Annotated in this window: 22 protein-coding genes; 12 read left to right on the top strand and 10 right to left on the bottom strand. The window is 55.1% G+C overall.

What is annotated here, in order from left to right; translation table 11 throughout:
* Window positions 1-141: 141 nt before the first annotated feature.
* The 6 genes from ilvL to ilvA all read left to right on the top strand — a co-directional run bounded on the left by ilvL (window position 142) and on the right by ilvA (window position 6,702).
* Entirely contained in the window at window positions 142-240 is a 99-nt protein-coding gene (gene ilvL / locus ACYAC5_RS18580) for an ilv operon leader peptide (RefSeq protein WP_071531048.1), read from the top strand.
* Between the two features lie 149 nt (window positions 241-389).
* Window positions 390-2,036: an acetolactate synthase 2 catalytic subunit gene (gene ilvG, locus ACYAC5_RS18575; RefSeq protein ID WP_008106622.1), complete on the top strand. Its 1,647-nt coding sequence runs from the start codon at window positions 390-392 to the stop codon at window positions 2,034-2,036.
* Window positions 2,033-2,290: an acetolactate synthase 2 small subunit gene (ilvM, locus tag ACYAC5_RS18570; RefSeq protein ID WP_101762784.1), complete on the top strand. Its 258-nt coding sequence runs from the start codon at window positions 2,033-2,035 to the stop codon at window positions 2,288-2,290. The genes ilvG and ilvM overlap by 4 nt, the downstream gene beginning before the upstream one ends.
* An 18-nt stretch (window positions 2,291-2,308) precedes the next feature.
* On the top strand, window positions 2,309-3,238 hold the full coding sequence (locus ACYAC5_RS18565; RefSeq protein WP_007888821.1) for a branched-chain amino acid transaminase: 930 nt from the start codon (window positions 2,309-2,311) through the stop codon (window positions 3,236-3,238).
* Window positions 3,239-3,300: 62 nt separating this feature from the next.
* A complete protein-coding gene (ilvD, locus tag ACYAC5_RS18560) occupies window positions 3,301-5,151 on the top strand; it encodes a dihydroxy-acid dehydratase (RefSeq protein WP_222185951.1) in 1,851 nt (616 codons plus the stop codon).
* Between the two features lie 3 nt (window positions 5,152-5,154).
* Window positions 5,155-6,702: a threonine ammonia-lyase, biosynthetic gene (gene ilvA / locus ACYAC5_RS18555; protein WP_192415445.1), complete on the top strand. Its 1,548-nt coding sequence runs from the start codon at window positions 5,155-5,157 to the stop codon at window positions 6,700-6,702.
* Here ilvA and ilvY read toward each other — a convergent pair whose 3' ends face one another.
* Entirely contained in the window at window positions 6,703-7,584 is an 882-nt protein-coding gene (gene ilvY, locus ACYAC5_RS18550) for an HTH-type transcriptional activator IlvY (protein WP_008106630.1), read from the bottom strand.
* A gap of 161 nt (window positions 7,585-7,745) precedes the next feature.
* Between ilvY and ilvC the strand changes: the two genes are divergently transcribed.
* Window positions 7,746-9,221 carry a ketol-acid reductoisomerase gene (gene ilvC, locus ACYAC5_RS18545; protein WP_192415448.1) on the top strand — a complete coding sequence of 492 codons (1,476 nt, stop codon included), beginning with the start codon at window positions 7,746-7,748 and terminating at the stop codon, window positions 9,219-9,221.
* Window positions 9,222-9,469: 248 nt separating this feature from the next.
* Here the strand turns inward: ilvC and ACYAC5_RS18540 are convergent, their stop codons facing one another.
* The 3 genes from ACYAC5_RS18540 to ACYAC5_RS18530 all read right to left on the bottom strand — a co-directional run bounded on the left by ACYAC5_RS18540 (window position 9,470) and on the right by ACYAC5_RS18530 (window position 13,046).
* A complete protein-coding gene (locus ACYAC5_RS18540; RefSeq protein WP_101762781.1) occupies window positions 9,470-10,804 on the bottom strand; it encodes an MFS transporter in 1,335 nt (444 codons plus the stop codon).
* A gap of 289 nt (window positions 10,805-11,093) precedes the next feature.
* Window positions 11,094-12,101, bottom strand: a complete 1,008-nt coding sequence (gene yhjD, locus ACYAC5_RS18535) for an inner membrane protein YhjD (RefSeq protein WP_101762780.1) — start codon at window positions 12,099-12,101, stop codon at window positions 11,094-11,096.
* Between the two features lie 45 nt (window positions 12,102-12,146).
* Window positions 12,147-13,046: a LysR family transcriptional regulator gene (locus tag ACYAC5_RS18530; protein ID WP_101762793.1), complete on the bottom strand. Its 900-nt coding sequence runs from the start codon at window positions 13,044-13,046 to the stop codon at window positions 12,147-12,149.
* A 115-nt stretch (window positions 13,047-13,161) separates the two neighbouring features.
* On the opposite strand from ACYAC5_RS18530, the gene ACYAC5_RS18525 reads away from it, so the two are divergent.
* Window positions 13,162-13,920, top strand: a complete 759-nt coding sequence (locus ACYAC5_RS18525; RefSeq protein WP_309832681.1) for an SDR family NAD(P)-dependent oxidoreductase — start codon at window positions 13,162-13,164, stop codon at window positions 13,918-13,920.
* A gap of 82 nt (window positions 13,921-14,002) precedes the next feature.
* Here the strand turns inward: ACYAC5_RS18525 and ACYAC5_RS18520 are convergent, their stop codons facing one another.
* Window positions 14,003-14,851, bottom strand: a complete 849-nt coding sequence (locus ACYAC5_RS18520) for a PhzF family phenazine biosynthesis protein (protein ID WP_309832683.1) — start codon at window positions 14,849-14,851, stop codon at window positions 14,003-14,005.
* 113 nt (window positions 14,852-14,964) lie between these two features.
* On the opposite strand from ACYAC5_RS18520, the gene ACYAC5_RS18515 reads away from it, so the two are divergent.
* Window positions 14,965-15,588, top strand: coding sequence for a glutathione S-transferase family protein (locus tag ACYAC5_RS18515; RefSeq protein WP_101762777.1), 624 nt, complete (start codon window positions 14,965-14,967; stop codon window positions 15,586-15,588).
* Here the strand turns inward: ACYAC5_RS18515 and ACYAC5_RS18510 are convergent.
* Entirely contained in the window at window positions 15,555-17,045 is a 1,491-nt protein-coding gene (locus tag ACYAC5_RS18510; protein WP_336769066.1) for an aminotransferase-like domain-containing protein, read from the bottom strand. The genes ACYAC5_RS18515 and ACYAC5_RS18510 overlap by 34 nt on opposite strands.
* A gap of 136 nt (window positions 17,046-17,181) precedes the next feature.
* Between ACYAC5_RS18510 and ACYAC5_RS18505 the strand changes: the two genes are divergently transcribed.
* On the top strand, window positions 17,182-17,769 hold the full coding sequence (locus ACYAC5_RS18505) for a LysE family translocator (protein ID WP_176972553.1): 588 nt from the start codon (window positions 17,182-17,184) through the stop codon (window positions 17,767-17,769).
* Between the two features lie 67 nt (window positions 17,770-17,836).
* Here the strand turns inward: ACYAC5_RS18505 and ACYAC5_RS18500 are convergent, their stop codons facing one another.
* The 4 genes from ACYAC5_RS18500 to ACYAC5_RS18485 all read right to left on the bottom strand — a co-directional run bounded on the left by ACYAC5_RS18500 (window position 17,837) and on the right by ACYAC5_RS18485 (window position 21,020).
* The gene (locus ACYAC5_RS18500; RefSeq protein ID WP_192415454.1) at window positions 17,837-18,202 is read right to left on the bottom strand and encodes a helix-turn-helix domain-containing protein; all 366 of its coding nucleotides are present in this window, start codon (window positions 18,200-18,202) and stop codon (window positions 17,837-17,839) included.
* Window positions 18,202-18,504, bottom strand: a complete 303-nt coding sequence (locus ACYAC5_RS18495; RefSeq protein WP_036621935.1) for a type II toxin-antitoxin system HigB family toxin — start codon at window positions 18,502-18,504, stop codon at window positions 18,202-18,204. Before ACYAC5_RS18495 ends, ACYAC5_RS18500 begins: the two co-directional genes overlap by 1 nt.
* Window positions 18,505-18,634: 130 nt before the next feature.
* The gene (gene mqo, locus ACYAC5_RS18490; RefSeq protein WP_192236910.1) at window positions 18,635-20,245 is read right to left on the bottom strand and encodes a malate dehydrogenase (quinone); all 1,611 of its coding nucleotides are present in this window, start codon (window positions 20,243-20,245) and stop codon (window positions 18,635-18,637) included.
* A gap of 535 nt (window positions 20,246-20,780) precedes the next feature.
* The gene (locus ACYAC5_RS18485) at window positions 20,781-21,020 is read right to left on the bottom strand and encodes a DUF1158 domain-containing protein (RefSeq protein ID WP_007891898.1); all 240 of its coding nucleotides are present in this window, start codon (window positions 21,018-21,020) and stop codon (window positions 20,781-20,783) included.
* A 284-nt stretch (window positions 21,021-21,304) separates the two neighbouring features.
* Between ACYAC5_RS18485 and mntP the strand changes: the two genes are divergently transcribed.
* Window positions 21,305-21,877, top strand: coding sequence for a manganese efflux pump MntP (gene mntP, locus ACYAC5_RS18480; RefSeq protein WP_309832697.1), 573 nt, complete (start codon window positions 21,305-21,307; stop codon window positions 21,875-21,877).
* 479 nt (window positions 21,878-22,356) lie between these two features.
* Window positions 22,357-23,364 carry an N-acetyltransferase DgcN gene (gene dgcN, locus ACYAC5_RS18475; RefSeq protein WP_110867708.1) on the top strand — a complete coding sequence of 336 codons (1,008 nt, stop codon included), beginning with the start codon at window positions 22,357-22,359 and terminating at the stop codon, window positions 23,362-23,364.
* Window position 23,365 lies beyond the last annotated feature (1 nt).

The following is a 23,365-nucleotide window of genomic DNA, read 5'->3' as shown; positions in this document are numbered from 1 at the left end:
AATAACCTTTTATTTACAATGTGATAACGGCGGGCCGCCAGCGGCATCATAAAATTTTCCAATGAAAATTATTGTCAACGACACGCTAACTATGGTAACTCTGTAGGTATTACTTCGAACAATCGAAAAAACAAACAACACATGAAAGCCCTTCTACAAGTGATTAGCCTAGTCGTGATTAGCGTGGTGGTGATTATTATCCCACCGTGCGGGGCATCGCTTGGAGAAAGAAAGGCTTAAAAATCAAGTCTGGAATTCCAAAAACCCCCGCACCGAAAGGTCCGGGGGTTTTTTTTTAACCAGGCTAAATATCAGCAAATTAGCGAGGAACAGATTATGAGCAGTAGCATAAAATTCTGTTGTTCCCCTAGGAATACAGGAGAATAACCATGACAGGTGCACAGTGGGTAGTTCAGGCTTTACGCGCGCAGGGTGTCGATACAGTGTTTGGCTATCCTGGCGGCGCAATCATGCCAGTGTACGATGCGCTCTACGATGGCGGCGTGGAACACCTACTGTGTCGTCATGAGCAAGGTGCGGTGATGGCTGCTATTGGTTATGCCCGCGCAACCGGCAAGACGGGCGTATGTATCGCCACGTCGGGTCCCGGCGCCACCAACCTGATCACCGGTTTGGCGGATGCGATGATGGATTCGATCCCGGTAGTGGCGATCACCGGCCAGGTATCATCGGCCTTCATCGGCACCGACGCCTTCCAGGAAATAGACGTTCTTGGTTTATCGTTAGCCTGCACCAAACACAGTTTCCTCGTTGAATCGCTTGATGATTTACCCTCAGTGATGGCAGAAGCTTTTGCCATCGCGCAATCGGGTCGTCCCGGCCCGGTACTGGTCGATATCCCGAAAGACATTCAGATCGCCAATGGCGAACTGACGCCTCATCTGCTGCCAGTTGAGGAAGAAATCAGCCACTCCGCTCAGCACATTGCAGAGGCGCGCGCATTGATGGCGCAATCGCATAAGCCGATGCTGTATATCGGTGGCGGCGTGGGTATGGCGCAGGCGGTTCCAGCCTTACGTGCCATGGCGCAGGAAACCGGTATCCCGATGGTTTCTACGCTGAAAGGTCTTGGTAGCGCGGATGCCAGCAGCGATCTTTATCTCGGAATGCTGGGCATGCACGGCACCAAAGCCGCTAACCTCGCGGTACAATCCTGTGATTTGCTGATTGCGGTTGGCGCGCGTTTTGACGACCGCGTTACTGGCAAGCTGGACACCTTCGCACCGCACGCCAGCGTCATCCATATCGATATCGATCCTGCCGAGCTGAACAAACTGCGCCGTGCTCACGTTTCACTGCAGGGCGATATGAATCAGGTGCTGCCGGCACTGAGCATGCCAATGCACATTGATGGCTGGCGCAAAGAAGTCAGCGCGATGAAAAGCGAGTTCGACTGGCGCTACGATCATCCCGGCGAAGCGATTTACGCGCCGTTGCTGCTGAAGCAGTTGTCTGACCGCAAAGCGGACAGCGCCGTGGTCACCACCGATGTAGGTCAACACCAGATGTGGGCCGCTCAGCACATGAGTTTCACCGCGCCAGAAAACTTCATCACCTCGAGCGGTCTCGGCACTATGGGCTTTGGCCTGCCGGCGGCGATTGGTGCGCAGGTGGCACGTCCAGAGGACACAGTGATCTGCGTGTCTGGCGATGGTTCTATCATGATGAACATTCAGGAGCTGGGCACCATCAAGCGCGGCAAGCTGCCGGTGAAAATTCTGCTGCTGGATAACCAGCGTCTCGGCATGGTGCGCCAGTGGCAGCAACTGTTCTTTGATGGTCGCTACAGCGAAACCATTCTGACCGACAACCCCGATTTCCTTACGCTGGCCAGCGCGTTTGATATCCCAGGCCAGCGCATTAGCCGTAAAGATCAGGTCGACGCCGCCCTCGATGCTCTGCTGAACAGTGAAGGTCCTTACTTCCTGCATGTTTCGATAGATGAGCATGAAAACGTCTGGCCATTGGTACCGCCAGGTGCCAGCAACGCAAACATGATGGAGAAAACCGCATGAATCAGCATCAATTGTCTATCGAAGCCCGCTTTCGTCCTGAAATATTGGAGCGCATTTTGCGTGTCGTGCGTCACCGTGGTTTCCAGGTGTGTGCAATGAATATGGCCACCGCGGTCAATGCGGAGAACATTAATATCGAAATGACCGTTGCCAGCCAACGCTCAGTCGATTTACTGTCTTCGCAGTTAAGCAAACTTATGGATGTCGCTTGCGTCGAGATCCAACAACAGACAACACAACAAATCCGCGCATAGTCGCCAAAGGAAAAAGCAATGAGTACGAAGAAAGCAGACTTTATTTGGTTCAATGGTGAGATGGTTAAGTGGGAAGACGCCAAGGTCAGCGTTATGTCTCACGCCCTGCACTACGGTACTTCTGTGTTTGAAGGCGTGCGTTGCTACGACTCACACAAAGGTCCAGTGGTGTTCCGCCACCGTGAGCATATGAAGCGTCTGCATGAATCCGCCAAAATTTACCGTTTCCCGATTAAAGCCAGCGTTGATGAGTTGATGGAAGCGTGCCGCGAAGTGATCCGCGTGAACAAACTGAAAAGCGCTTATATCCGTCCGCTGGCCTTCGTGGGTGACGTGGGTCTGGGTGTGAACCCGCCAGATGGCTACACCACCGATGTAATCATCGCTGCCTTCCCTTGGGGTGCTTACCTGGGCGCTGAAGCGCTGGAAAACGGTATCGACGCCATGGTTTCTTCGTGGAACCGCGTTGCACCAAACACCTTGCCAACCGCCGCGAAAGCGGGTGGTAACTATCTCTCCTCTCTGCTGGTAGGCAGCGAAGCGCGCCGCCACGGCTATCAGGAAGGTATCGCGCTCGACACCAACGGCTATATTTCAGAAGGTGCTGGCGAAAACTTGTTCGAAGTGAAAGATGGCATTCTGTTCACGCCGCCGTTCACCTCTTCAGCGCTGCCGGGCATCACCCGTGACGCCATCATCAAGCTGGCGCAAGACATGGGTATTGAAGTGCGTGAGCAGGTTCTGTCGCGCGAATCCCTGTATCTGGCCGACGAAGTCTTCATGTCAGGTACTGCAGCGGAGATCACTCCGGTGCGCAGCGTCGACGGCATTCAGGTCGGCGAAGGTAAACGTGGTCCGGTCACCGGTCGTATTCAGAAGGCATTCTTTGGCCTGTTCACTGGCGAGACGGAAGACAAGTGGGGCTGGTTGGATCCGGTTAACGCATAACGAGATTTTTTGCGGGCGTCAGATGGCGCCCGCAACCTTATTATTACTGGAGTAAATAGAGCATGCCTAAGTACCGTTCCGCCACCACCACCCATGGACGTAACATGGCCGGTGCCCGTGCCTTGTGGCGCGCGACAGGAATGACCGACGACGATTTCGGTAAGCCGATTATCGCCGTGGTCAACTCATTCACCCAATTCGTACCGGGCCACGTGCACCTGCGCGATCTTGGCAAACTGGTTGCTGAGGAAATCGAAGCAGCTGGCGGCGTGGCCAAAGAGTTCAACACCATTGCGGTGGATGACGGTATCGCCATGGGTCATGGCGGCATGCTGTATTCACTGCCTTCACGTGAGCTGATTGCCGATTCAGTGGAGTACATGGTCAACGCGCACTGCGCCGATGCCATGGTATGTATCTCCAACTGTGACAAAATCACTCCTGGCATGCTGATGGCGTCACTGCGCCTCAACATTCCGGTGATCTTTGTGTCTGGCGGCCCGATGGAAGCCGGTAAAACCAAACTGTCTGATCAAATCATCAAGCTGGATCTGGTTGATGCGATGATTCAGGGCGCCAACCCGAACGTCAGCGATGCCGACAGCGATCAGATCGAACGTTCTGCTTGTCCAACCTGCGGTTCCTGTTCCGGTATGTTCACCGCCAACTCGATGAACTGTCTGACCGAAGCGCTGGGCTTGTCGCAGCCGGGTAACGGTTCACTGCTGGCCACACACGCCGATCGTAAAGAGCTGTTCATTAATGCCGGTAAGCGCATCGTTAGCCTGACCAAACGCTACTACGAGCAGGATGACGTCAACATGCTGCCGCGTAACATCGCCACCAAAGCGGCGTTCGAGAATGCGATGACGCTGGATATCGCTATGGGCGGTTCCACCAACACCGTTCTGCACCTGCTGGCAGCGGCGCTGGAAGGCGAAATCGACTTCAACATCTCCGATATCGATCGCTTGTCTCGTAAAGTGCCGCAGCTGTGTAAAGTGGCGCCAAGTACGCCGAAATATCACATGGAAGATGTGCACCGTGCGGGTGGCGTTATCGCCATTCTCGGTGAGTTAGATCGCGCCGGTTTAATCGACACCAGCGCGCGCAACATCTTGCAGCAGAGCATGCGTGAAACCCTGGATCAGTACGACATCATGCTGACCAAAGATCAGGCGGTGAAGGATATGTTCCGCGCTGGTCCTGCTGGTATTCGTACCACCAAGGCGTTCTCGCAGAACTGCCGTTGGGACACGCTGGATGATGACCGTACCGAGGGTTGTATCCGTACGCGCGAACACGCGTACTCGCAGGATGGCGGCTTAGCTGTGCTTTACGGCAACATTGCCGAAGATGGCTGTATCGTTAAAACCGCGGGTGTAGACAAAGAGATCCTCACCTTCAAAGGCCCGGCGAAAGTGTACGAAAGCCAGGATGATGCAGTTGAAGCGATCCTTGGCGGTAAAGTGGTAGCCGGCGACGTCGTGGTGATCCGCTACGAAGGACCGAAAGGCGGACCGGGCATGCAGGAAATGCTCTATCCGACCACTTATCTGAAATCCATGGGCCTTGGCAAAAGCTGCGCACTGATCACCGACGGTCGCTTCTCTGGCGGCACGTCAGGCTTATCGATTGGTCACGCCTCTCCGGAAGCGGCGAGCGGCGGCACCATCGCGCTGGTGAAAGATGGCGACATGATTGAGATCGATATCCCCAACCGTGGTATCAAGCTGGCGGTACCGGATAACGAACTGCACGCCCGTCGTGAAGAAGAGCAAGCGCGCGGCGATGCGGCTTATACCCCGCACGGCCGCGTACGTGAAGTCTCGTTTGCCCTGCGTGCCTATGCATCACTGGCGACCAGCGCAGACAAAGGCGCGGTGCGCGATAAGTCCAAGCTGGGAGGCTAACCGATGGCTGAGTCTCAACCGCTCTCCGCGACGCCAAACGGCGCGGAGTATTTGCGCGCAGTGCTGCGTTCACCGGTGTATGAAATTGCCCAGGTGACGCCGCTGCAAAAAATGGAAAAAATTTCATCGCGTCTTGGCAACACCATTTTGGTGAAGCGTGAAGATCGTCAGCCGGTGCATAGCTTCAAGCTGCGCGGGGCTTACGCGATGATTGCCGGGCTGAACGAAGAGCAAAAAGCTCGCGGCGTGGTCACGGCTTCGGCCGGTAACCATGCGCAGGGCGTGGCGCTTTCGGCCAGCACGTTGGGCATCAAATCACTGATTGTGATGCCGCTGGCCACGGCAGACATCAAGGTTGATGCAGTACGCGCATTTGGCGGTGAGGCTTATCTGTTTGGTGCCAACTTCGACGAGGCGAAAGCCAAAGCGATTGAGCTGGCAGAGCAGCAGGGTTACACCTTCGTTCCTCCGTTTGACCATCCGGCGGTGATCGCCGGGCAGGGCACGCTGGCGATGGAGTTGCTGCAGCAGGATGCGCATCTCGATCGCGTCTTCGTGCCGGTCGGCGGCGGTGGTCTGGCGGCGGGTGTCGCGGTGCTGATCAAGCAGCTGATGCCGCAGATCAAAGTGATTGCCGTGGAATCGGAAGATTCAGCCTGCCTGAAGGCCGCGCTGGAAGCGGGTGAACCGGTAGATTTGGCGCGCGTGGGCTTGTTTGCGGAAGGCGTAGCGGTCAAACGCATCGGCAGCGAAACCTTCCGTCTGTGTCAGGAGTATCTCGATGACATCATCACGGTGGATAGCGATGCAATTTGCGCAGCGGTGAAAGATCTGTTCGAAGATGTGCGCGCCGTGGCGGAACCTTCCGGCGCGCTGGCGCTGGCGGGTATGAAGAAGTACATCCAGCTGCACGACATCAAAGGTGAGCGCCTGGCGCACGTGTTGTCGGGTGCCAACGTCAACTTCCACGGCTTGCGCTATGTCTCCGAGCGTTGCGAACTGGGCGAACAGCGTGAAGCGCTGCTGGCGGTCACCATTCCAGAACAGCAGGGCAGTTTCCTCAAGTTCTGTCAGACCATCGGCGGGCGCTCCATCACCGAGTTCAACTATCGTTACGCCGATGCGGATAACGCCTGCATTTTCGTCGGCGTGCGCTTAACGCGCGGGCTGGAGGAGCGCGGTGAGATCATCAGCCAACTGAGCGAAGCCGGTTATCACGTGGTGGATCTGTCGGATGACGAAATGGCCAAGCTGCACGTGCGCTACATGGTCGGCGGACGTCCATCGAAGCCGCTGCGCGAACGCCTGTTTAGCTTTGAATTCCCGGAAGCACCGGGCGCGCTGCTGAAGTTCCTGCAGACGTTGGGTGCGCACTGGAATATCTCGCTGTTCCATTATCGCAGCCACGGCACCGATTATGGCCGCGTGCTGGCGGCATTTGAAGCCAACGATCAGGAACCGGATTTCGAAACCCATCTCACCGCGTTGGGTTACGAATGGCATGACGAAGCGAGCAACCCGGCGTTCCGTTTCTTCCTCGCCGGGCAGTGATTACAGCTGGTGCCAGAACGCATTGATAAGCGGCTCTCCGAGCCGCTTTTTTTGTACGCAAACGCCGAGTTCCAGCGGTGCGACAGACTCCACATTCTCCAGCGTTAACACGCGATTGCGCACCGGTTCCGGGCTGTTCTCCAGCACCACATCCGGCAGCAGCGCAATACCACATCCCAGCGCCACCATTGACACAATCGCCTCATGACCGGAAACCGTGGCATAAATCTGCGGATTGGGAATGCGCTGGCGGCGGAACCATAAATCGATGCCGCGGCGTGCAGGTCCTTGTTCCGGGAGGATAAACGGAATTTGCGCCCAATCGGGTTGCTCCTGCGTCGCCTGATTGCGCACCGGGCAAGGCAGCGCCGGAGCGATCAGCACCAGCGGAATCAGGCCCAGTGGCGTAAAATCTATGCTGGCCGGCAGCGATTCTGGGCGACCGGCAATGGCGAGATCGGCGTCGCCGGACTGCACCATCTCAATCGCATCGGCGGCATCACCGGTAGTAAGTTTGATCTCTACCTGCGGATGTTCAGCACGAAAGCGGTCAAGAATCGGCGGCAGATGGCTGTAAGCGGCGGTCACCGAGCAGAACAGGCGCAGTTCACCGCTCAGTGACGGGCCGTTAAGATCCATCACATGGCGTAACTGCTGATACTGCAGCAACGTCTGCTGCGCAAACTGGCGCAGGCGCTCACCGGCTTCGGTTAGCGTGACGGTGCGGTTATCACGCAGGAACAGCGCGTGACCGACATCCTCTTCCAGGCGCTGAATCTGGCGCGAAAGAGTTGAAGGGCTGACGTGCATGGCACGCGCGGTGCGGCCAAAGTGGCAGCTTTCAGCCAGATGAAGGAAGAGTTTCAGGTCTCGTAAATCCATGCGCGTATCGCCTCAAGGTTATGTTGCAAATTATGCAATGTGACCTTGCTAATATATCAATTTAAGCAACGGATTTCCTGTCATATGATGGGGTCATTCGCGGCGTAAGAGATAACGTCGTTACTGAACAAAAACAAACACAACATCTAACCGGAGTACCCATGGCTAATTACTTCAACACATTGAATCTGCGCAACCAATTAGCGCAGCTGGGCAAATGTCGTTTCATGTCACGCGACGAATTCGCTGATGGCGCTAGCTTCCTGAAAGGCAAGAAAGTGGTCATCGTTGGCTGTGGTGCTCAGGGTCTGAACCAGGGTCTGAACATGCGTGATTCTGGTCTGGACGTGGCGTATGCCCTGCGTGCTGAAGCGATTGCTGATAAGCGTGCCTCTTTCCGCAAAGCGACCGACAACGGCTTCAAAGTCGGTACTTACGAAGAGCTGATCCCACAGGCCGATCTGGTGGTTAACCTGACGCCAGACAAGCAGCACTCTGCGGTCGTTCAGGCTGTTCAGCCGCTGATGAAAGATGGCGCTGCGCTGGGTTACTCACACGGTTTCAACATTGTTGAAGTAGGCGAAACCATCCGTAAAGACATCACCGTCGTGATGGTGGCGCCGAAGTGCCCGGGTACGGAAGTACGTGAAGAGTACAAGCGTGGTTTCGGTGTACCTACGCTGATCGCCGTTCACCCGGAAAACGATCCGAAAGGCGAAGGCATGGCGATTGCTAAAGCCTGGGCAGCAGCGACCGGCGGCGACCGTGCAGGCGTGCTGGAATCTTCCTTCGTTGCGGAAGTGAAATCTGACCTGATGGGCGAGCAGACCATCCTGTGCGGTATGCTGCAGGCCGGTTCTCTGCTGTGCTTCGACAAGCTGGTGGCTGAAGGTCATGACGCGGCTTACACCGAAAAACTGATTCAGTTCGGCTGGGAAACCATCACCGAATCACTGAAGTTTGGCGGCATCACGCTGATGATGGATCGCTTGTCTAATCCGGCAAAAATCCGCGCTTATGCGTTGTCTGAGCAGCTGAAAACCATCATGGCTCCGCTGTTCCAGAAGCACATGGATGACATCATCTCTGGCGAATTCTCTTCAGGCATGATGGCTGACTGGGCTAACGACGACAAAAACCTGCTGACCTGGCGTGAAGAGACCGGCGCAACGGCATTCGAAAACGCACCGCAGTTTGATGGCAAAATCGAAGAGCAGGAATATTACGACAAAGGCGTCGTGATGGTTGCGATGGTCAAAGCAGGCGTTGAGCTGGCATTCGAAACCATGGTTGACGCGGGCATCATCGAAGAGTCGGCTTACTACGAATCACTGCACGAGCTGCCGCTGATTGCTAACACCATCGCACGTAAGCGTCTGTATGAAATGAACGTGGTGATCTCGGATACCGCAGAATACGGTAACTACCTGTTCTCCTTTGCGGCAGTTCCACTGCTGAAAGAGTTCATGACCACGCTGCAGCCGGGCGATCTGGGCAAAGCAGTTGAAGGTACGCAGGTGGATAACGCGCAGCTGCGTGACGTCAACGAAGCCGTTCGTCAGCACCCAATCGAATCTGTAGGCCGCAAACTGCGTGGCTACATGACCGATATGAAACGTATCGCTGTCGCTGGCTAAGCCACGCGCGACACAGTTTTCAGCACAATAAAAAACCCCGGCTTGCCGGGGTTTTTTGTTATTGGTGCTCGCTGTTGCTCTAGGTATGTGCTCGGTGTCCCCCTCCTCGGTCCTCCCCCATGAATGGGGGAGGAAGATGCTGCCATATGTTAGTTCTGAAGCTGCATGTGGCAGCGTCTCCTTCCCCCGCTAGCGGGGGAAGGCCGGGATGGGGGACAGCAAGCACGTACAAAGTACAGTCAGCTCAATCACACCGCTTCATACAGCGTTTGATTTCGCGTCTCTTTACAGGCAATCAGCGCGATCAACGTCAGCACCGCCATCGAAGCCAGATAGAAACCCACCGCCTGCAAACCGTAATGGGCGTTCAGCCAGGTGGCGATATAAGGCGCTACCGAGGCACCAAGAATCGACGATAGGTTGTAAGAGAACGATGCGCCGGTATAACGCACTTCCGTTGGGAACAGCTCTGGCAGCAGCGCGCCCATCGGACCAAACGTCAGGCCCATAATGCTCAGACCAAGGATCAGGAAGCCCATTACCAGCACCTGAGAACCGGAACCCAGCAGCATTGGGAACATCAATGCAAAGGCGATAATCATCAACGTAATGGTGATCATGGTTTTACGACGACCAAAGCGATCGGCCAGCAGACCGGCAATCGGCACCATCACACCAAAACCAATCACCGCCACCATCAGCATCCACAGGAAGCTGTTACGCGAATAGCCAAGGCCAGCCGGTGCGGGTGCAGTGCCGTAACTCATCGAATACACGGTCATGATGTAGAACAGCGTGTAAGTGGCGAGCATGATGAAGGTGCCGAGAATGGTGGCGGTCAGATGCTTACTCAGCAGCGTGCCGATCGGCATTTTCACCTGTTTGTTCTCTTTCTGCACTTTGGCGAATACCGGGCTTTCATGCAGCGAAACGCGCACATACAGGCCAATTAACACCAGCACCGCTGAGAGAATAAACGGCACGCGCCAGCCCCAGTTCATGAACTGCTCGTCGGTCAGCAACCATGAAAGCAGCAGGAACGTGCCGTTAGCGAAGAAGAAGCCAATCGGCGCGCCGAGCTGTGGGAACGAACCATAAAGCGCACGTTTCTTCGCCGGAGCATTTTCGGTCGCCAGCAGTGCTGCGCCGCCCCATTCGCCACCAAGGCCAAGACCCTGACCAAAACGCGCCAGCGCCAGCAGCAGCGGCGCTGCCACGCCAATGGTTTCATAACCTGGCAGTAAACCAATCAGCACCGTCGAGACGCCCATGGTCAGCAGCGATGCCACCAAGGTGGCTTTACGGCCAACGCGGTCGCCAAAGTGTCCAAACACGGCAGAACCGATAGGACGCGCCACGAAGGCGATCGCGAAAGTCGCCAGCGACTGCAACGTGGCCACGGTCGGATCGCCCTGCGGGAAGAAGATGTGCGGGAAAATGATCACTGCGGCGGTGGCATAGATATAGAAATCGAAGAACTCAATGGCGGTGCCGACAAGCGATGCCACAACCACTTTGCCACGTGAATTGACCGGTGTGTCGTCGTGTTTTTTGTCGAGTGTTTCTGTGATGGAGGCTTGCATAAGTGTTTCTTAATTGTAAATGTAGACAGAGAATCTTACGCACCTGGTTTGCGGCATTCAATGGCGAAAAACCGCGTCAGACCGGGCTTTTTCGGCGAATAAGTGGATAATTTCTGAGTTGCTGCGATCAGTGGCGGATGGGAACGGGAAGTGTCACTTTTTTGGCGGGAATCTCTGCAAAAGGGCCAAATTAAAGTGACCCTTTAGCGTTTCCTGCTGGTTTTTGCTGAAAAAGCAGCCTGCAGGAGACATTTTTAGCTAGTACGGCAATTGTAACAACCTCGTTGGCTTATTTAGCCTGATGCGGCTGCGGCATCTCTTTATCATCTTTGTATTTGGCGGTGGCGATCCACGCGGCGCAGAACAGCGTCAAACGCGCAAAGAAGTAGAAGAACGCCATTAAGCCGAGTACTGAACCAAAGGCCGCGCCCGACGGCGAGCTTGCCAGCTTCGGCAGCGTCAGCGTCATTACAAACTTGATCACCTCAAAGCCAATCGCCGCCAGCAGCGTGCCGCGGAACAGCGCTTTTTTACGCGGCTTGTGGCGCGGTAAAATCCAGAAGATCCACAGGAACAGCAGATAGTTAGCCAGGATAGAGATAGATAACGCAATCACCGTCATCGCTGGGCGCAGCCACTCAATGTCTTCCAGCCCCAGCGCGTTAACGATCGCTGCCTGCGCCGCGCCGGCAATCGAGGTCAGCGACAGCGTAATCACCAGCGCAAACATCAAACCCAACAGCGAAATCAGATCGCGCGCGTACTTCTTCCAGAATTTCTCCTGATCGTCCGGCGTGCGTTCCCACACGTCGCGTGACTGCGCGCGCACCGCTTCACGCAGGTTGCCCATCCAGTTAATGCCGGAGTAGAGCGCCAGCAGCAAACCGGTTAATCCCACTGTGGCACGCTGCTGAATCGCGGTATTCACCGTATTTTTCAGCGTGGTGGCCAGCGTCGGATCGCTGATGCTGTTAACGATTTTGTTGATCAACTCGGTGAGCAAATCCTGATTCGACGCCAGCACAAAACCGACTGCCGCAAAGGAGACCATCAAAATCGGTATCAGAGAGAGAAAGGAGAAGTAAGTGATCGCCGCGCCAAACTGACTACCGAGGCGATCGTTAAAGCGTTCCAGCGCGCGCATAAAGTGCGCCACCGCCGGAATCGCCTGGAACCGGGCAGCGAAGCGCGACACATTCTGAATCGAGCCGTCCACGGTTTTATTGCCGGTTTTAATATCAATCAGCGGCTTGGCTTCTGCCTCGGCCGCAGTCTGTTTAGGGGTTTTGTCCGTCATAGACGATAGTCATCCTGTTCACTGCGAAAATACAATTATAGTCTGCTAAGTTACATATTCCTGCAGGACTTGGCTGAGCCATTCCATAAACACTCGCACGCGGCGCGCCACGTTGCGGCGATGCGGATAAAGCAGCGAGATCGGCATCGGTTTCGCCGGGAAGTGATGCAGCACTTCAACCAGTTGCCCCGATTCCAGCAGCGGCTGCACGCCAATCGCCGGCACCTGAATAATGCCGAGCCCGGCCATGCAGGCGGCGCGATAGGTTTCGGTGCTGTTTACCGTCACTACGCCGCCGGTTTGAACGTAATGACACTGTTTGCCATCAAAATATTCAAAGCCCAATGAAGGTTGTCCCAGCTGCTGGGTGTAATGCACCATCGCGTGTTGCGACAGATCTTCCAGCCGCACCGGCATGCCGAAGCGGGAAAGGTAGCCGGGGCTGGCGCAGTTGATCAAGGCGTGCGAGCCGATTTTCCGCGCAATCAGCCCGGAATCTTTCAGCTCGCCAACGCGCACTACGCAGTCAAATCCTTCGCGAATCACATCAACCTGACGATCGCTGCTGCTCAACTCAATTTCCAGACCGGGATAGTGCTGCAAAAACTCCGGCAATCGTGGCAGCACAAAGCCGGTCGCCATCGCCACCGACATGTCCACGCGCAATTTGCCGCTTAAGGTGCCGGGATCGTGCTGGAACAGGCTGTCCATGTCGTCGAGCATCGATAGTAAATCGAGGCAGCGATCGTAATAAACCAGGCCGTCCTGCGTCAGATGCACACGTCGCGTGGTGCGATGCAGCAGGCGCGTCCCCATTTGATTCTCCAGCGCCTGCAGCTGGCGGGATACGCTGCCTTTCGGTAAACCTAAGCTTTCTGCCGCACGGGTAAAACTGCCCATTTCTGCCACCCGCACAAAAACCTGCATAGCGTGAATTTTATCCATGTTGTTCACCGATTGTTGTTGTTAGTGAAACAGTGCTGCGTATTCCTCTGCGTTTATAGATCAATTATTCACGAATATCCTTAACACGTGTTCAATTTTCCAACTGGAGCGAAACATGAGTCATAAAATTGCATTGATTACCGGCGGAAATCGCGGTTTAGGCAAGAATGGGGCGCTGAAACTGGCTGCCAAAGGCACCGATATCCTGTTTACCTATCGCGGTCACGCGGAAGAAGCGCAGGCGGTTGTGCAGGAGATTGAAGCGCTGGGCGCGCGTGCGGTGGCGTTGCAACTGGATGTGGGCGACACCAGTACGTTCGACGGCTTCGTGGCGCAGGTTAAAGAAGCGCTGCAGAAAACCTGGCAGTGTGACAACTTTGATTATTTAGTGAACAACGCCGGTCACGGTCACTACAAGCTGTTCGCAGAGACCAGCGAAGATGAGTTTGACGCGCTGGTGAATGTGCACTTCAAAGGGCCGTTCTTCCTGACGCAAAAACTGCTGCCGCTGATCGTTGATGGTGGACGCATCCTGAATATCTCCAGCGGGTTAACCCGTTTGACGCTGCCGGGTTCAGGCACGTACGCCTCAATTAAAGGCGCGATGGAAGTGCTAACACGCTATCAGGCCAAAGAGTTAGGCGAGCGCCACATCCGCGTCAACATTCTGGCGCCAGGCGCGATTGAAACTGACTTCGGCGGCGGCCGCGTGCGTGATACCAAAGATCTCAACGACCATATCGCTTCCGTCACCGCACTGGGCCGCGTTGGTTTGCCGGATGATATCGGCGATGCCATCAGCGCGATCCTCAGCGATGAAACCGGCTGGATCACCGCACAGCGCATTGAAGCCTCAGGCGGCCAAGGTCTGTAAAAATATAAACTGATGCACATATTCGTAGCGGCGCAATTTATTGCGCAATAAATTGCGCCGCTACGGATGGTGCAGATTACAATTACAGCTCAATCGTCCCGTCAATCACCGTCACGGTTTGGCCACCAATCCAGATCGCTTTATCGCTAAAACTCACCTGAATGCGACCTTCCCGCTGAATCGCGCTGCCCTGACGTGCCCGATAATCCCGGGTTTGCTTGTTAGCCTCGAAATAGCGTGCCAGACAGGCGTTGGCGCTGCCGGTCACCGGATCCTCAGTCAAGCTGCCGTTCTCAACCAGCAATGCGCGCACTTCATACTGCTCGTTTTCGCCCGACGGTAACGCACCAAAAATTGCCGTACCGTTAACCTCAGCATGCTGATGTAAACGGTGTAAATCGGCTGCTGACGGCACCACATCCAGCACCGCTTGCGCGCTACTCATCGGAATCAGCAGCCAGCGAATACCCATATCAACGATGGTCGGCATTTGGCTGAGATCGAAGCATTCACTGTTCAGCGCGCTGCTCATCAGCGCATCACTGAACGGCGTTAATGTGGCGGCAGGCGCGGCAAACGCCAGCGCACCGTCATCGCTGATTTTCACCTCAACCAGACCAACGCCGCACTCCTGCACGATTTCGCCCGGCGTTTTCAGCGGCCAACCGGCTTCCAGCAGCGCATGCGCGGTGCCTAACGTCGGATGCCCGGCAAAAGGCAGTTCACCTTCGACGGTAAAAATGCGTACGCGGTAATCGGCCGCCGCATCCTGTGGCGGCAGCACAAAGGTGGTTTCCGACAGATTGGTCCAGCGCGCAATCGCCGTCAGCTGCGCGTCACTCAATCCCTGTGCATCCATGATCACCGCCAGCGGATTACCTTTAAACGCCGATGAGGTAAACACGTCCACCTGTTTAAATGCGACCTTCATTGTCACTCCTTCCTCGTTGAGGTTGTCTGAAATCGGGATTTACATCCTGCTGATTGCGAAAGGCCAGCAACAGGGTTATGAATAGATTAAGAATTCTGGAATCGGAGTCCGCAATGTTAAAAGTTCTTGGCCGTACTTCATCAATAAACGTGCGAAAAGTTCTGTGGCTGTGCGCAGAACTCGATATTGCGTACGAATTAGAACCCTGGGGCGATGATCCACAATCGCTGCACTCGAAAGAGTTTATGGCACTCAATCCCAACGCTATGGTGCCGGTAATAATCGAGGACGACTTCGTGCTGTGGGAATCCAACGCTATTCTGCGCTATCTCGCCAACAGCAATGGCGGCGAATGGCTCTATCCCGACAATCCCCGCGCGCGCGCGCCAGTTGATCAGTGGATGGATTGGCAAGCCACCGAACTTAACACGTCCTGGCGTTACGCATTTATGTCGCTGGTGCGCAACTCGCCGGCGCATCAGGATCCCCGCTTGCTGGCGGCGGCGGTGAAAGGCTGGACGCACACCATGAACATACTCAACCAGCATCTGGAGAAAACCGGGCGCTATGTCGCAGGCCGCAATTTCTCGCTGGCCGATATTCCGGTTGGGCTGGCGGTGAACCGCTGGTTTGAAACCCCGCTGGAACACCCTGACTTCCCGGCGGTTCAGACTTATTACGAACGCCTGACCGAGCGCGAGCCTTACACCACCTGGGGCCGCAACGGCAAACCCTGATCCTGTCCCGGCGCGAGGCCTGTCATTTCACAGGCCAGCGCGCCGGTGCGCTGCAGCGCCCACGTATAACGTTCATCAAACGGGTAGCAGCAGGAGAGGCGCAACGCATGTCTGTAACGATCGCTCAGGGAGTAGAGCGCGCCCGGCGTCACACAGATTTGCTCCTGCAGCAGACGATGAAACATCTCTACGGTATCAATGTTCCCCGGCAGTTCGACCCAAAAAACAAACCCGCCGCGCGGCAGGGTCGCGCGCGTGCCCTGCGGAAAGTGGCGTGCCAGAATCCCGCGCGCCGCATCCAGATTGGCGGCATAGCGCCGACGCAGCGTGCGCAGATGATGATCGTAGCCGCCGCTGGCAAGAAATTCAGCCAGGGTTTCACTTAACAAGCGTGATTCCGCCATCGACGACACCGCTTTGAGGTGAGCGATAGCGTCATGAAAACGCCCGGCAGCAGTCCAGCCGACGCGGAAATCAGGCGCCACGGTTTTGGTAAAGCTGGTGCAGTAAATCACCCAACCCTCGCTATCAAACGCCTTTACCGGCGGCGACAGCGGCCACTCAAACTGCAATTCGTCGTACAAACCATCTTCCAGCAGTGGAACGTGGTAAGTGTTCACTAACTTCGCCAGCCGCTTTTTATTCTCTAGCGGCATCACATATCCCAGCGGGTTCTGCGCGCCGGGCATGGCGATCACCGCCTGAACCCGCTTCTCCTGCAGCAGCATCTCCAGCGCATCCAGCGACAATCCCTGCTGCGGATCGGTAGGAATTTCCAGCGCTTTCAGCCCCAGCGACGCCAGCAGCGGGAACAGGAAGAAATAGGTCGGCGACTCCAAACCAATGCAATCGCCGGGTTTAGTCACCGCGCGCAGCGCCAGCTGAAGTGCTTCCATGCAGCCGTGCGTCAGTGTGATCGCCTGCGGCGGCAAGTTGATGCCGTTGTGCAGGGCACGACGCGCAATCTCCTCCCGTAAGCGCTCACTACCGGGTGGAAGCGCATAGCGTCCGATAATGTCGGGATTCTGGCGCAAAATCGACGCAGTAATTCGCCCGATCCGCGCCGCCGGATAGAAGGTGCCATCCTGCGGACAGGCTAATGAGATATTGGTGTAATCGGGATTATTTTGCGCCGCGAACACTTGCTCAATCAGCTCCAGCTTCTGCGCGCTGGGATCGTTGATTTTTGCCGGTAGCGGTTTTACTGAACGCGTCACGGCGGGCAGCACGCCACGCACGTAATAACCCGACTGCGGCCGCGATTCAATCAGGCCGCGATCTTCGAGGATTTGCCATGCATTGAGCACGGTATTGATACTCACCTGATGCGATTGTGCCACGCGGCGTATCGCCGGCAGCCGTTTACCCGGCTTCAGCGTGCCCTGATGTATCGACTCGGCAAAGCTATCGACCAACTGCTGATACAGCGTTTGACCGGATGAGAGTGGAAGGGACACAAAAGCCTCCGCGCGCGATGGGTACAATTCATTTTTGAGACAACTGTACCCATTACAATAGTGGTTTTGTGTCTCTGTTTCCATTGCAACATACGCATTAGCATGAAGGCATCATTGATTCTTCAGGAAGCGCATCATGCTCGATCCCTCATTCTTCAGCTACGTCACCGTGATGTCGATCACGCCGGGTCCAAATAACCTGCTGCTGGCAACGTCGGGTGTTAACTTTGGCTTTAAACGCACGCTGCCGATGCTGTTTGGCATCCTGCTAGGCTGCGCAATACAGATGCTGCTGGCGAGCGTGGCGCTGGATGCGCTGCTGCACTGGATGGGCGCGATTCGCCTGCCGCTGACGGTAGTCGGCTGTAGCTATCTGCTGTGGCTTTCGTGGAAGATTTTCCGCGCTGGCGCACCGCAGCTACGTGAACGCCCGCGTCCCATGACGCTAATTGGCGGCATCTGTTTCCAGGCGGTTAATCCCAAGGCCTGGTTGATGGTCACCAACGTGGCGCTGATGTACGCCAACAGTAACGGCGTGCTGACGGTGCTGTTGGGATTCGCCGCACTGAATCTGCCGTGCATTTTGATTTGGGCAGCGCTGGGCGATCGCCTTCGCAGCCATCTGCAGGTCGCGTGGAAACGTCAGGCGTTTAACAGTTTGATGGCGCTTTCGCTGGTGGCGACAACAGTGTGGATGTTGTACGACGCGGTGCTGCTGAGCTAGATACTTCGGTGCGCAAAAATGCGCACTTTGCACTTTCCGGGTTGCCATTAATGGCAACCCGTTCGCCTTACAATCCGACCAGGCTCTCTAATGGAATTCCAAACTGCTTATGCAGATTACGGATCATTTCCAGTGACAATGAACGTTTGCCATTGAGCACTTCATAAACGCGATTGCGGCGGCCAATTGCGGGCTCCAAATCCTTGGCAGTAAGCCCTTGTTGTTCCATCCGGAACTTGATGGCTTCAATCGGATCGGCAGCCTCAATGGGATAATGCTTTTTTTCCCATGCCTCAATTAGCATGCTCATCACAATCATATAATCGCTCTCTGGTGTGCCGAGCTCGGGCACATGTTCAAAGAGCGGCGAAATAGCTTCAAGAGCCGCTTCGTAATCCTGTTCGGAATGAATAGGTTTAATGGTTAATGTCATTAGCGTTGCTCCACCGTATTAGCGTCAATCGCGTCATATTCCCGATGTGTGCCGATAAACTTTATAAATATCAGCTTCTGTGGATACGCAATGGCCGCTATCAGTCGATAATCGTTTCCTTTGATGTTGAATACCACTCGGCTGCCTTTAAGGATGCTGGCGTGGCGGTATTGTTCCTTAATATCTGCCGGGCTTGACCAGTCGGCCTTCTGTGCTTCATCAATCCAGGCTCTCAACGGCTGCGAAGAGTCGGGGTTCGCCGTCATAAACTCCCTTAATGACCTTACCGATATGATTCTCATGCAGCGCATCTTAATCCCGTTTTGGGACTATAACAAACTTGAATCCCAATTTGGGACATTTCTTGCGTTAGGCATAAAAAAGAGGCCGCTTTCGCGGCCTCTCATCTTGCCAACATCTGATACTACCTTGTTACTTGCCCACCACGTGCGCGGTTTCGCGCGCTTCATCGTTGGCGGCATCAGGTGTAATCACCGGCTCGTAGTCGAGTTGCAGCACGCGGCTGGTATCGGCCAGCACTTTCTCGGTCAGTGCGACGTCGCCGTTCAGCTTGCGGCCCCACGATGGGATCACCATGCGGATTTTGGTCTGCCACTCCGGTGAACGCATCTGTTCCGGGAAGGCTTTCGCCATCAGCTCGAGCATAATCGGTGCGGCGGTGGAGGCGCCCGGTGAGGCACCCAGCAAGGCGGAAATGGTGCCATCTTCCGAAGTCACCACTTCAGTACCAAGACGCAGCACGCCACCTTCAACGGCATCGTTCTTGATGATTTGCACGCGCTGGCCAGCAGTGACTAAACGCCAATCTTCCTGCTTCGCCTGCGGCACGTAAGCGCGCAACGCTTCCATACGATCGCTGTCGCTTTGCAGCACCTGATCAACCAGATATTTCACCAGGTCGAAACTTTTCAGGCCAACCTGCACCATCGGCTTGAGGTTGCTGGTGTTCATCGCGCCGAACATATCCAGCAGCGAACCCTCTTTGAGGAATTTGGTTGAGAAGGTAGCAAACGGCCCAAAAAGCAGCACCTGTTTGCCATCCAGCACGCGGGTATCGACGTGCGGCACCGACATCGGCGGTGCGCCGACGCTGGCTTTGCCATACACCTTCGCCATATGCTGTTTCACCACGTCAGGATTTTCCGTCACCAGGAATGAACCGCCCACCGGGAAACCGGCGTAGCCTTTCACTTCCGGAATGCCGGATTTCTGCAGCAGCGGCAACGCCGCACCGCCGGCACCGATAAACAGCTGGCGCGTGGTCAGCACACGATTTTCACCGCTGGCCAGATTATGCAGCGTGACCTGCCAGCGACCGTCGCTCAGGCGTTTGATATCACGCACTTCCTGGCGCAGACGCAGGCGGAAATTGGCTTTCTTCTCTAAAGAGGCAATCAGCTGACGCGTTACTTCACCGAAGTTCACGTCGGTACCCATTTCAGTCCAGGTCGCCGCCACTTTCTGTTTGCTGTCGCGGCCGTTCATCACCAGCGGAATCCACTCCGTGATTTGATCGCGATCTTCAGAGTAATTCATGCCGCGGAACAGCGTGCTTTTCTGCAGCGCATTGAAACGCTTGCGCAGGAATTCAACGTTATCGTCGCCCCAGACGAAACTCATGTGCGGCGTACTGTGGATAAAGCTTTTAGGATTGCGCAGGTTGCCTTTCTGCACGTGATACGCCCAGAACTGACGCGAAATCTGGAACGATTCGTTAATCGCGACCGCTTTGGCGATGTCGATGCTGCCATCCGCCTTCTGTGGCGTATAGTTGAGCTCCGCCAGCGCGGCGTGACCGGTTCCGGCGTTGTTCCAGCCATTAGAGGATTCAACGGCCACATCATCAAGACGTTCAACCATCTCAATCGACCAGTCAGGCTCGAGATCTTGCAGCCATGCGCCCAAAGTCGCACTCATCACGCCTGCGCCAATCAGCAGTACGTCGACGTCTTTTCGTTCCTGAAGGTTTGCACTTTCCATTGAAGCGGCGGCGAGCGCCAGATTTACCGCAGTAGTACTCATGAGGCGACATCTCCTCTCTCTGTTGACCTGAAGCTCAACAGGTTCGCAGGCGAAATAGCCGCGCTTCTTTCGAGCGCGTGGCGCTATCTCTCAAAGGTTAAGACTCAGGTATAAGTCACGGGGACGATAACGGTTAACTGCACGTTATGCATATGCATTCGAATATAACATTCTCGTATCGGAATTAAACGTTTGTTTATTTTTTAAAGGCGGAAATGATTCAGCATAAGAATTAATCAGCTCAACCTCGTGGTTATAAGGGATTTTTATCTCTTAATCAGACGGTTAGCGTAATGCAGTTGTTACGCTATTGTGAGGGGTTTTGGCGGGGGTGAAAACGGCGGGTGATATGCATCACATTTTAATATGTTGAAAAATATATGTTTTAACTAAATTGATTATTTATGCGGATTTTATGTTGCGCGATATTTCGCCATGTCGTGTAAAAGTAATGTTACATTTTTGTGGTGATGAATTGAGGTATGGCCGCGTAAAGCTGCCAGAAGAAAAATGCATCACCTTGCCGGAAAAACGATCAGCGCGATCGCCGGCGCCACAGGAAGCGAATCACGAAAAACTCGATCGCGCCCAGCAGCAAAAACCACAAACTAAAGACGATGGTATACAGCTGATTAACATCCATCAGATGCAGGCTTTCCTGCAATTGTTTTGCCAGCTCAATACCAAATGAAGGCGCGGGCAGCAGCAGGGCGGAAAGAAAGCCTAGCAGCAGAATGCCGCCTGGGATGATCAGCGTTTCGAATGGGTTATTCATGGTCATTGTCCAAATCAGTTAGCGCGGGCATTAGCGCATAAAACCGCGCTACGGTGCAATCCCCGCGCCGGCTCGCGCTCAGAAATTTCTTCTATTCCATTCACTTAGCGTCAAAAATAGCGGAAGTTAAGAGTTATAGCCTTTGCTATACTTAAATCCCTGATTTTACTGTCTTTTTTTTGACGTTTTTGCGTGTTAGACTGCGCGCACTTTTTCATTACTGAACAATAAATGCGGACAAGTAGCGGCTTTAGCGCCGGTTCCGCGGCATTGATTGAAAACCCATGACATTTATCGCAACCCTGATTTTGGCCTTTGGCATGTCGATGGACGCTTTCGCCGCAGCACTGGGCAAAGGCGCGTCGCTGCATCGCCCAGGTTTCAAAGAGGCACTGCGAACCGGCCTGATTTTCGGCGTTATCGAAATGTTGACGCCGCTGATTGGCTGGGCAATTGGCCTCGCGGCCAGCCGCTACATCATGGCGTGGGATCATTGGGTGGCATTCGTGCTGTTAACCATGCTGGGCGGCCGTATGATGATGGAAGGTTTTCGTCAAACCGCTGACGAGCCGTGCGAAGCGCCGCAGCGTCATGGTTTTATGGTGCTGGCGTTAACCGCCGTCGCCACCAGTCTTGATGCGCTGGCCGTCGGTGTTGGCCTGGCGTTCCTGCAGGTGAACATCATCATGACCGCCGTCACCATCGGCGCGGCGACCACTATCATGGCAACCACCGGCGTATTGGTTGGACGCTTTATCGGCCCGGTGATGGGCAAATGGGCGGAAGTGTTGGGCGGAGTAGTGCTGATCAGCATTGGCTGCACCATTTTAAGCGAGCATTTAGGCTGGTTTAACTAACCACGTTGTCGTTGCGCCATTCATGGCGACCTCTTCTTCACACCCGCACCAACCCCCAATTCTGTGATCTACTTCAAAAATAATTGCGGTAAAAACGCTCAGCGGCTATACTTTTTGCGTATTTCTTCAACAATTTTTGAACCAGGTGCTTTATGAAACGCTTTTTCCGCTACGTGTTCCGTTCTTATGTCGAGACTTTCAAACACGTACCGCCGGGTGCTTTAAACTAAGCATTCCGCCAGATACCCTCGATAATCGCGGTCAGGGATCGACCTGTGGTTATCAACGATTTTCTTATCTCTTCAGCCGCTAATCTCCCCATTTTTCCTCTAACTCGCTGATAAATCTCCTCACCCATTAGATTTCGATCTGGCTATAGCCGCACGTTATACCCCGCCACTAAACAAGCATTCGTCACCCCATCTTCTGCGTGAAATAGTCGATTCAGGCCCTATAAACCGTCTGAAACGAGAAACATCATGCTGATCCCACAACCTTATTTACTCTTCCTCGGCGATGTAACCGATCCACTGGCCGCTAAAACCGCACGCGGCATTCACGTCTGGCGTCCAGAGCAGTGCGTTGGCGAAATCAAACTGCCGGGCTGCACCGTCACGCTTGGCCTCGACGTCCTCGACATCGCCGCTGCCAAAGCGCGCGGTGCCAAAACCCTGGTGCTCGGCACCGCCAATGCCGGCGGTTACTTGCCCACGCATTGGCTCGACACGGTAAAAAGCGCCCTCTCTGCCGGGATGAACGTGGCCAGCGGTTTGCACCATCGTCTGGTGGATGAGCCGGAGCTGGTGGCGTTGGCCAAAGAGTTCGGCGTTGAGCTGTTCGACCTGCGCCACATGCGTCCAAAACTGGACGTCGGCAGCGGTAAAAAGCGCACAGGTAAGCGTGTACTTACTGTCGGCACCGATTGCTCGGTAGGCAAGATGTACACCTCGCTGGCGCTGGAAGCCGCGATGCGTGAACGCGGCATGCAAGCTGATTTCCGCGCCACCGGCCAGACCGGTATTTTGGTCGCGGGCGAAGGTATCGCGATTGATGCAGTGATTGCCGACTTCATCGCCGGCGCAGTCGAAGCGCTGTCGCCAGCCAATGACGCCGATCACTGGGATATCGTTGAAGGTCAGGGTTCGCTGTTCCATCCTTCCTATGCTGGCGTCAGCATGGGCCTGATCCACGGTGCGCAGCCGCACTGGCTGGTGATGTGCCATGAAATGGGGCGTCCGCATATGCGTCATCTGCCGCATCAGCCAATGGTCAGCCTGAAAGATTGCGTTGAAGCCAACCTGCGCGCAGCGCACGTCACCAGCGACGCGGTTCAGCTGGCCGGTTTCGCCATCAACACCTCGAACTACAGCGAAGACGAAGCGCGCGCCTATTGTGCAGAGATCAGCGCCGAATTCGGCGTGCCTGCTACCGATCCGGTGCGTTTTGGCATTGCGGATATCGCCGCGCTGCTGCAGGAGCGTGGCTAAC

This window comes from Pantoea sp. y20, assembly GCF_054903455.1.
Note: the sequence above shows the minus strand (reverse complement) of the source record. Positions and strands in the feature narration are given on the sequence as shown.

Coding starts and splice junctions, on each gene's coding strand:
- ilvL (WP_071531048.1), top strand. CDS start 142: ATGAAAGCCCTTCTACAAGTGATTAGCCTAGTCGTGATTAGCGTGGTG.
- ilvG (WP_008106622.1), top strand. CDS start 390: ATGACAGGTGCACAGTGGGTAGTTCAGGCTTTACGCGCGCAGGGTGTC.
- ilvM (WP_101762784.1), top strand. CDS start 2,033: ATGAATCAGCATCAATTGTCTATCGAAGCCCGCTTTCGTCCTGAAATA.
- ACYAC5_RS18565 (WP_007888821.1), top strand. CDS start 2,309: ATGAGTACGAAGAAAGCAGACTTTATTTGGTTCAATGGTGAGATGGTT.
- ilvD (WP_222185951.1), top strand. CDS start 3,301: ATGCCTAAGTACCGTTCCGCCACCACCACCCATGGACGTAACATGGCC.
- ilvA (WP_192415445.1), top strand. CDS start 5,155: ATGGCTGAGTCTCAACCGCTCTCCGCGACGCCAAACGGCGCGGAGTAT.
- ilvY (WP_008106630.1), bottom strand. CDS start 7,584: ATGGATTTACGAGACCTGAAACTCTTCCTTCATCTGGCTGAAAGCTGC.
- ilvC (WP_192415448.1), top strand. CDS start 7,746: ATGGCTAATTACTTCAACACATTGAATCTGCGCAACCAATTAGCGCAG.
- ACYAC5_RS18540 (WP_101762781.1), bottom strand. CDS start 10,804: ATGCAAGCCTCCATCACAGAAACACTCGACAAAAAACACGACGACACA.
- yhjD (WP_101762780.1), bottom strand. CDS start 12,101: ATGACGGACAAAACCCCTAAACAGACTGCGGCCGAGGCAGAAGCCAAG.
- ACYAC5_RS18530 (WP_101762793.1), bottom strand. CDS start 13,046: ATGGATAAAATTCACGCTATGCAGGTTTTTGTGCGGGTGGCAGAAATG.
- ACYAC5_RS18525 (WP_309832681.1), top strand. CDS start 13,162: ATGAGTCATAAAATTGCATTGATTACCGGCGGAAATCGCGGTTTAGGC.
- ACYAC5_RS18520 (WP_309832683.1), bottom strand. CDS start 14,851: ATGAAGGTCGCATTTAAACAGGTGGACGTGTTTACCTCATCGGCGTTT.
- ACYAC5_RS18515 (WP_101762777.1), top strand. CDS start 14,965: ATGTTAAAAGTTCTTGGCCGTACTTCATCAATAAACGTGCGAAAAGTT.
- ACYAC5_RS18505 (WP_176972553.1), top strand. CDS start 17,182: ATGCTCGATCCCTCATTCTTCAGCTACGTCACCGTGATGTCGATCACG.
- ACYAC5_RS18500 (WP_192415454.1), bottom strand. CDS start 18,202: ATGACATTAACCATTAAACCTATTCATTCCGAACAGGATTACGAAGCG.
- ACYAC5_RS18495 (WP_036621935.1), bottom strand. CDS start 18,504: ATGAGAATCATATCGGTAAGGTCATTAAGGGAGTTTATGACGGCGAAC.
- mqo (WP_192236910.1), bottom strand. CDS start 20,245: ATGAGTACTACTGCGGTAAATCTGGCGCTCGCCGCCGCTTCAATGGAA.
- ACYAC5_RS18485 (WP_007891898.1), bottom strand. CDS start 21,020: ATGAATAACCCATTCGAAACGCTGATCATCCCAGGCGGCATTCTGCTG.
- mntP (WP_309832697.1), top strand. CDS start 21,305: ATGACATTTATCGCAACCCTGATTTTGGCCTTTGGCATGTCGATGGAC.
- dgcN (WP_110867708.1), top strand. CDS start 22,357: ATGCTGATCCCACAACCTTATTTACTCTTCCTCGGCGATGTAACCGAT.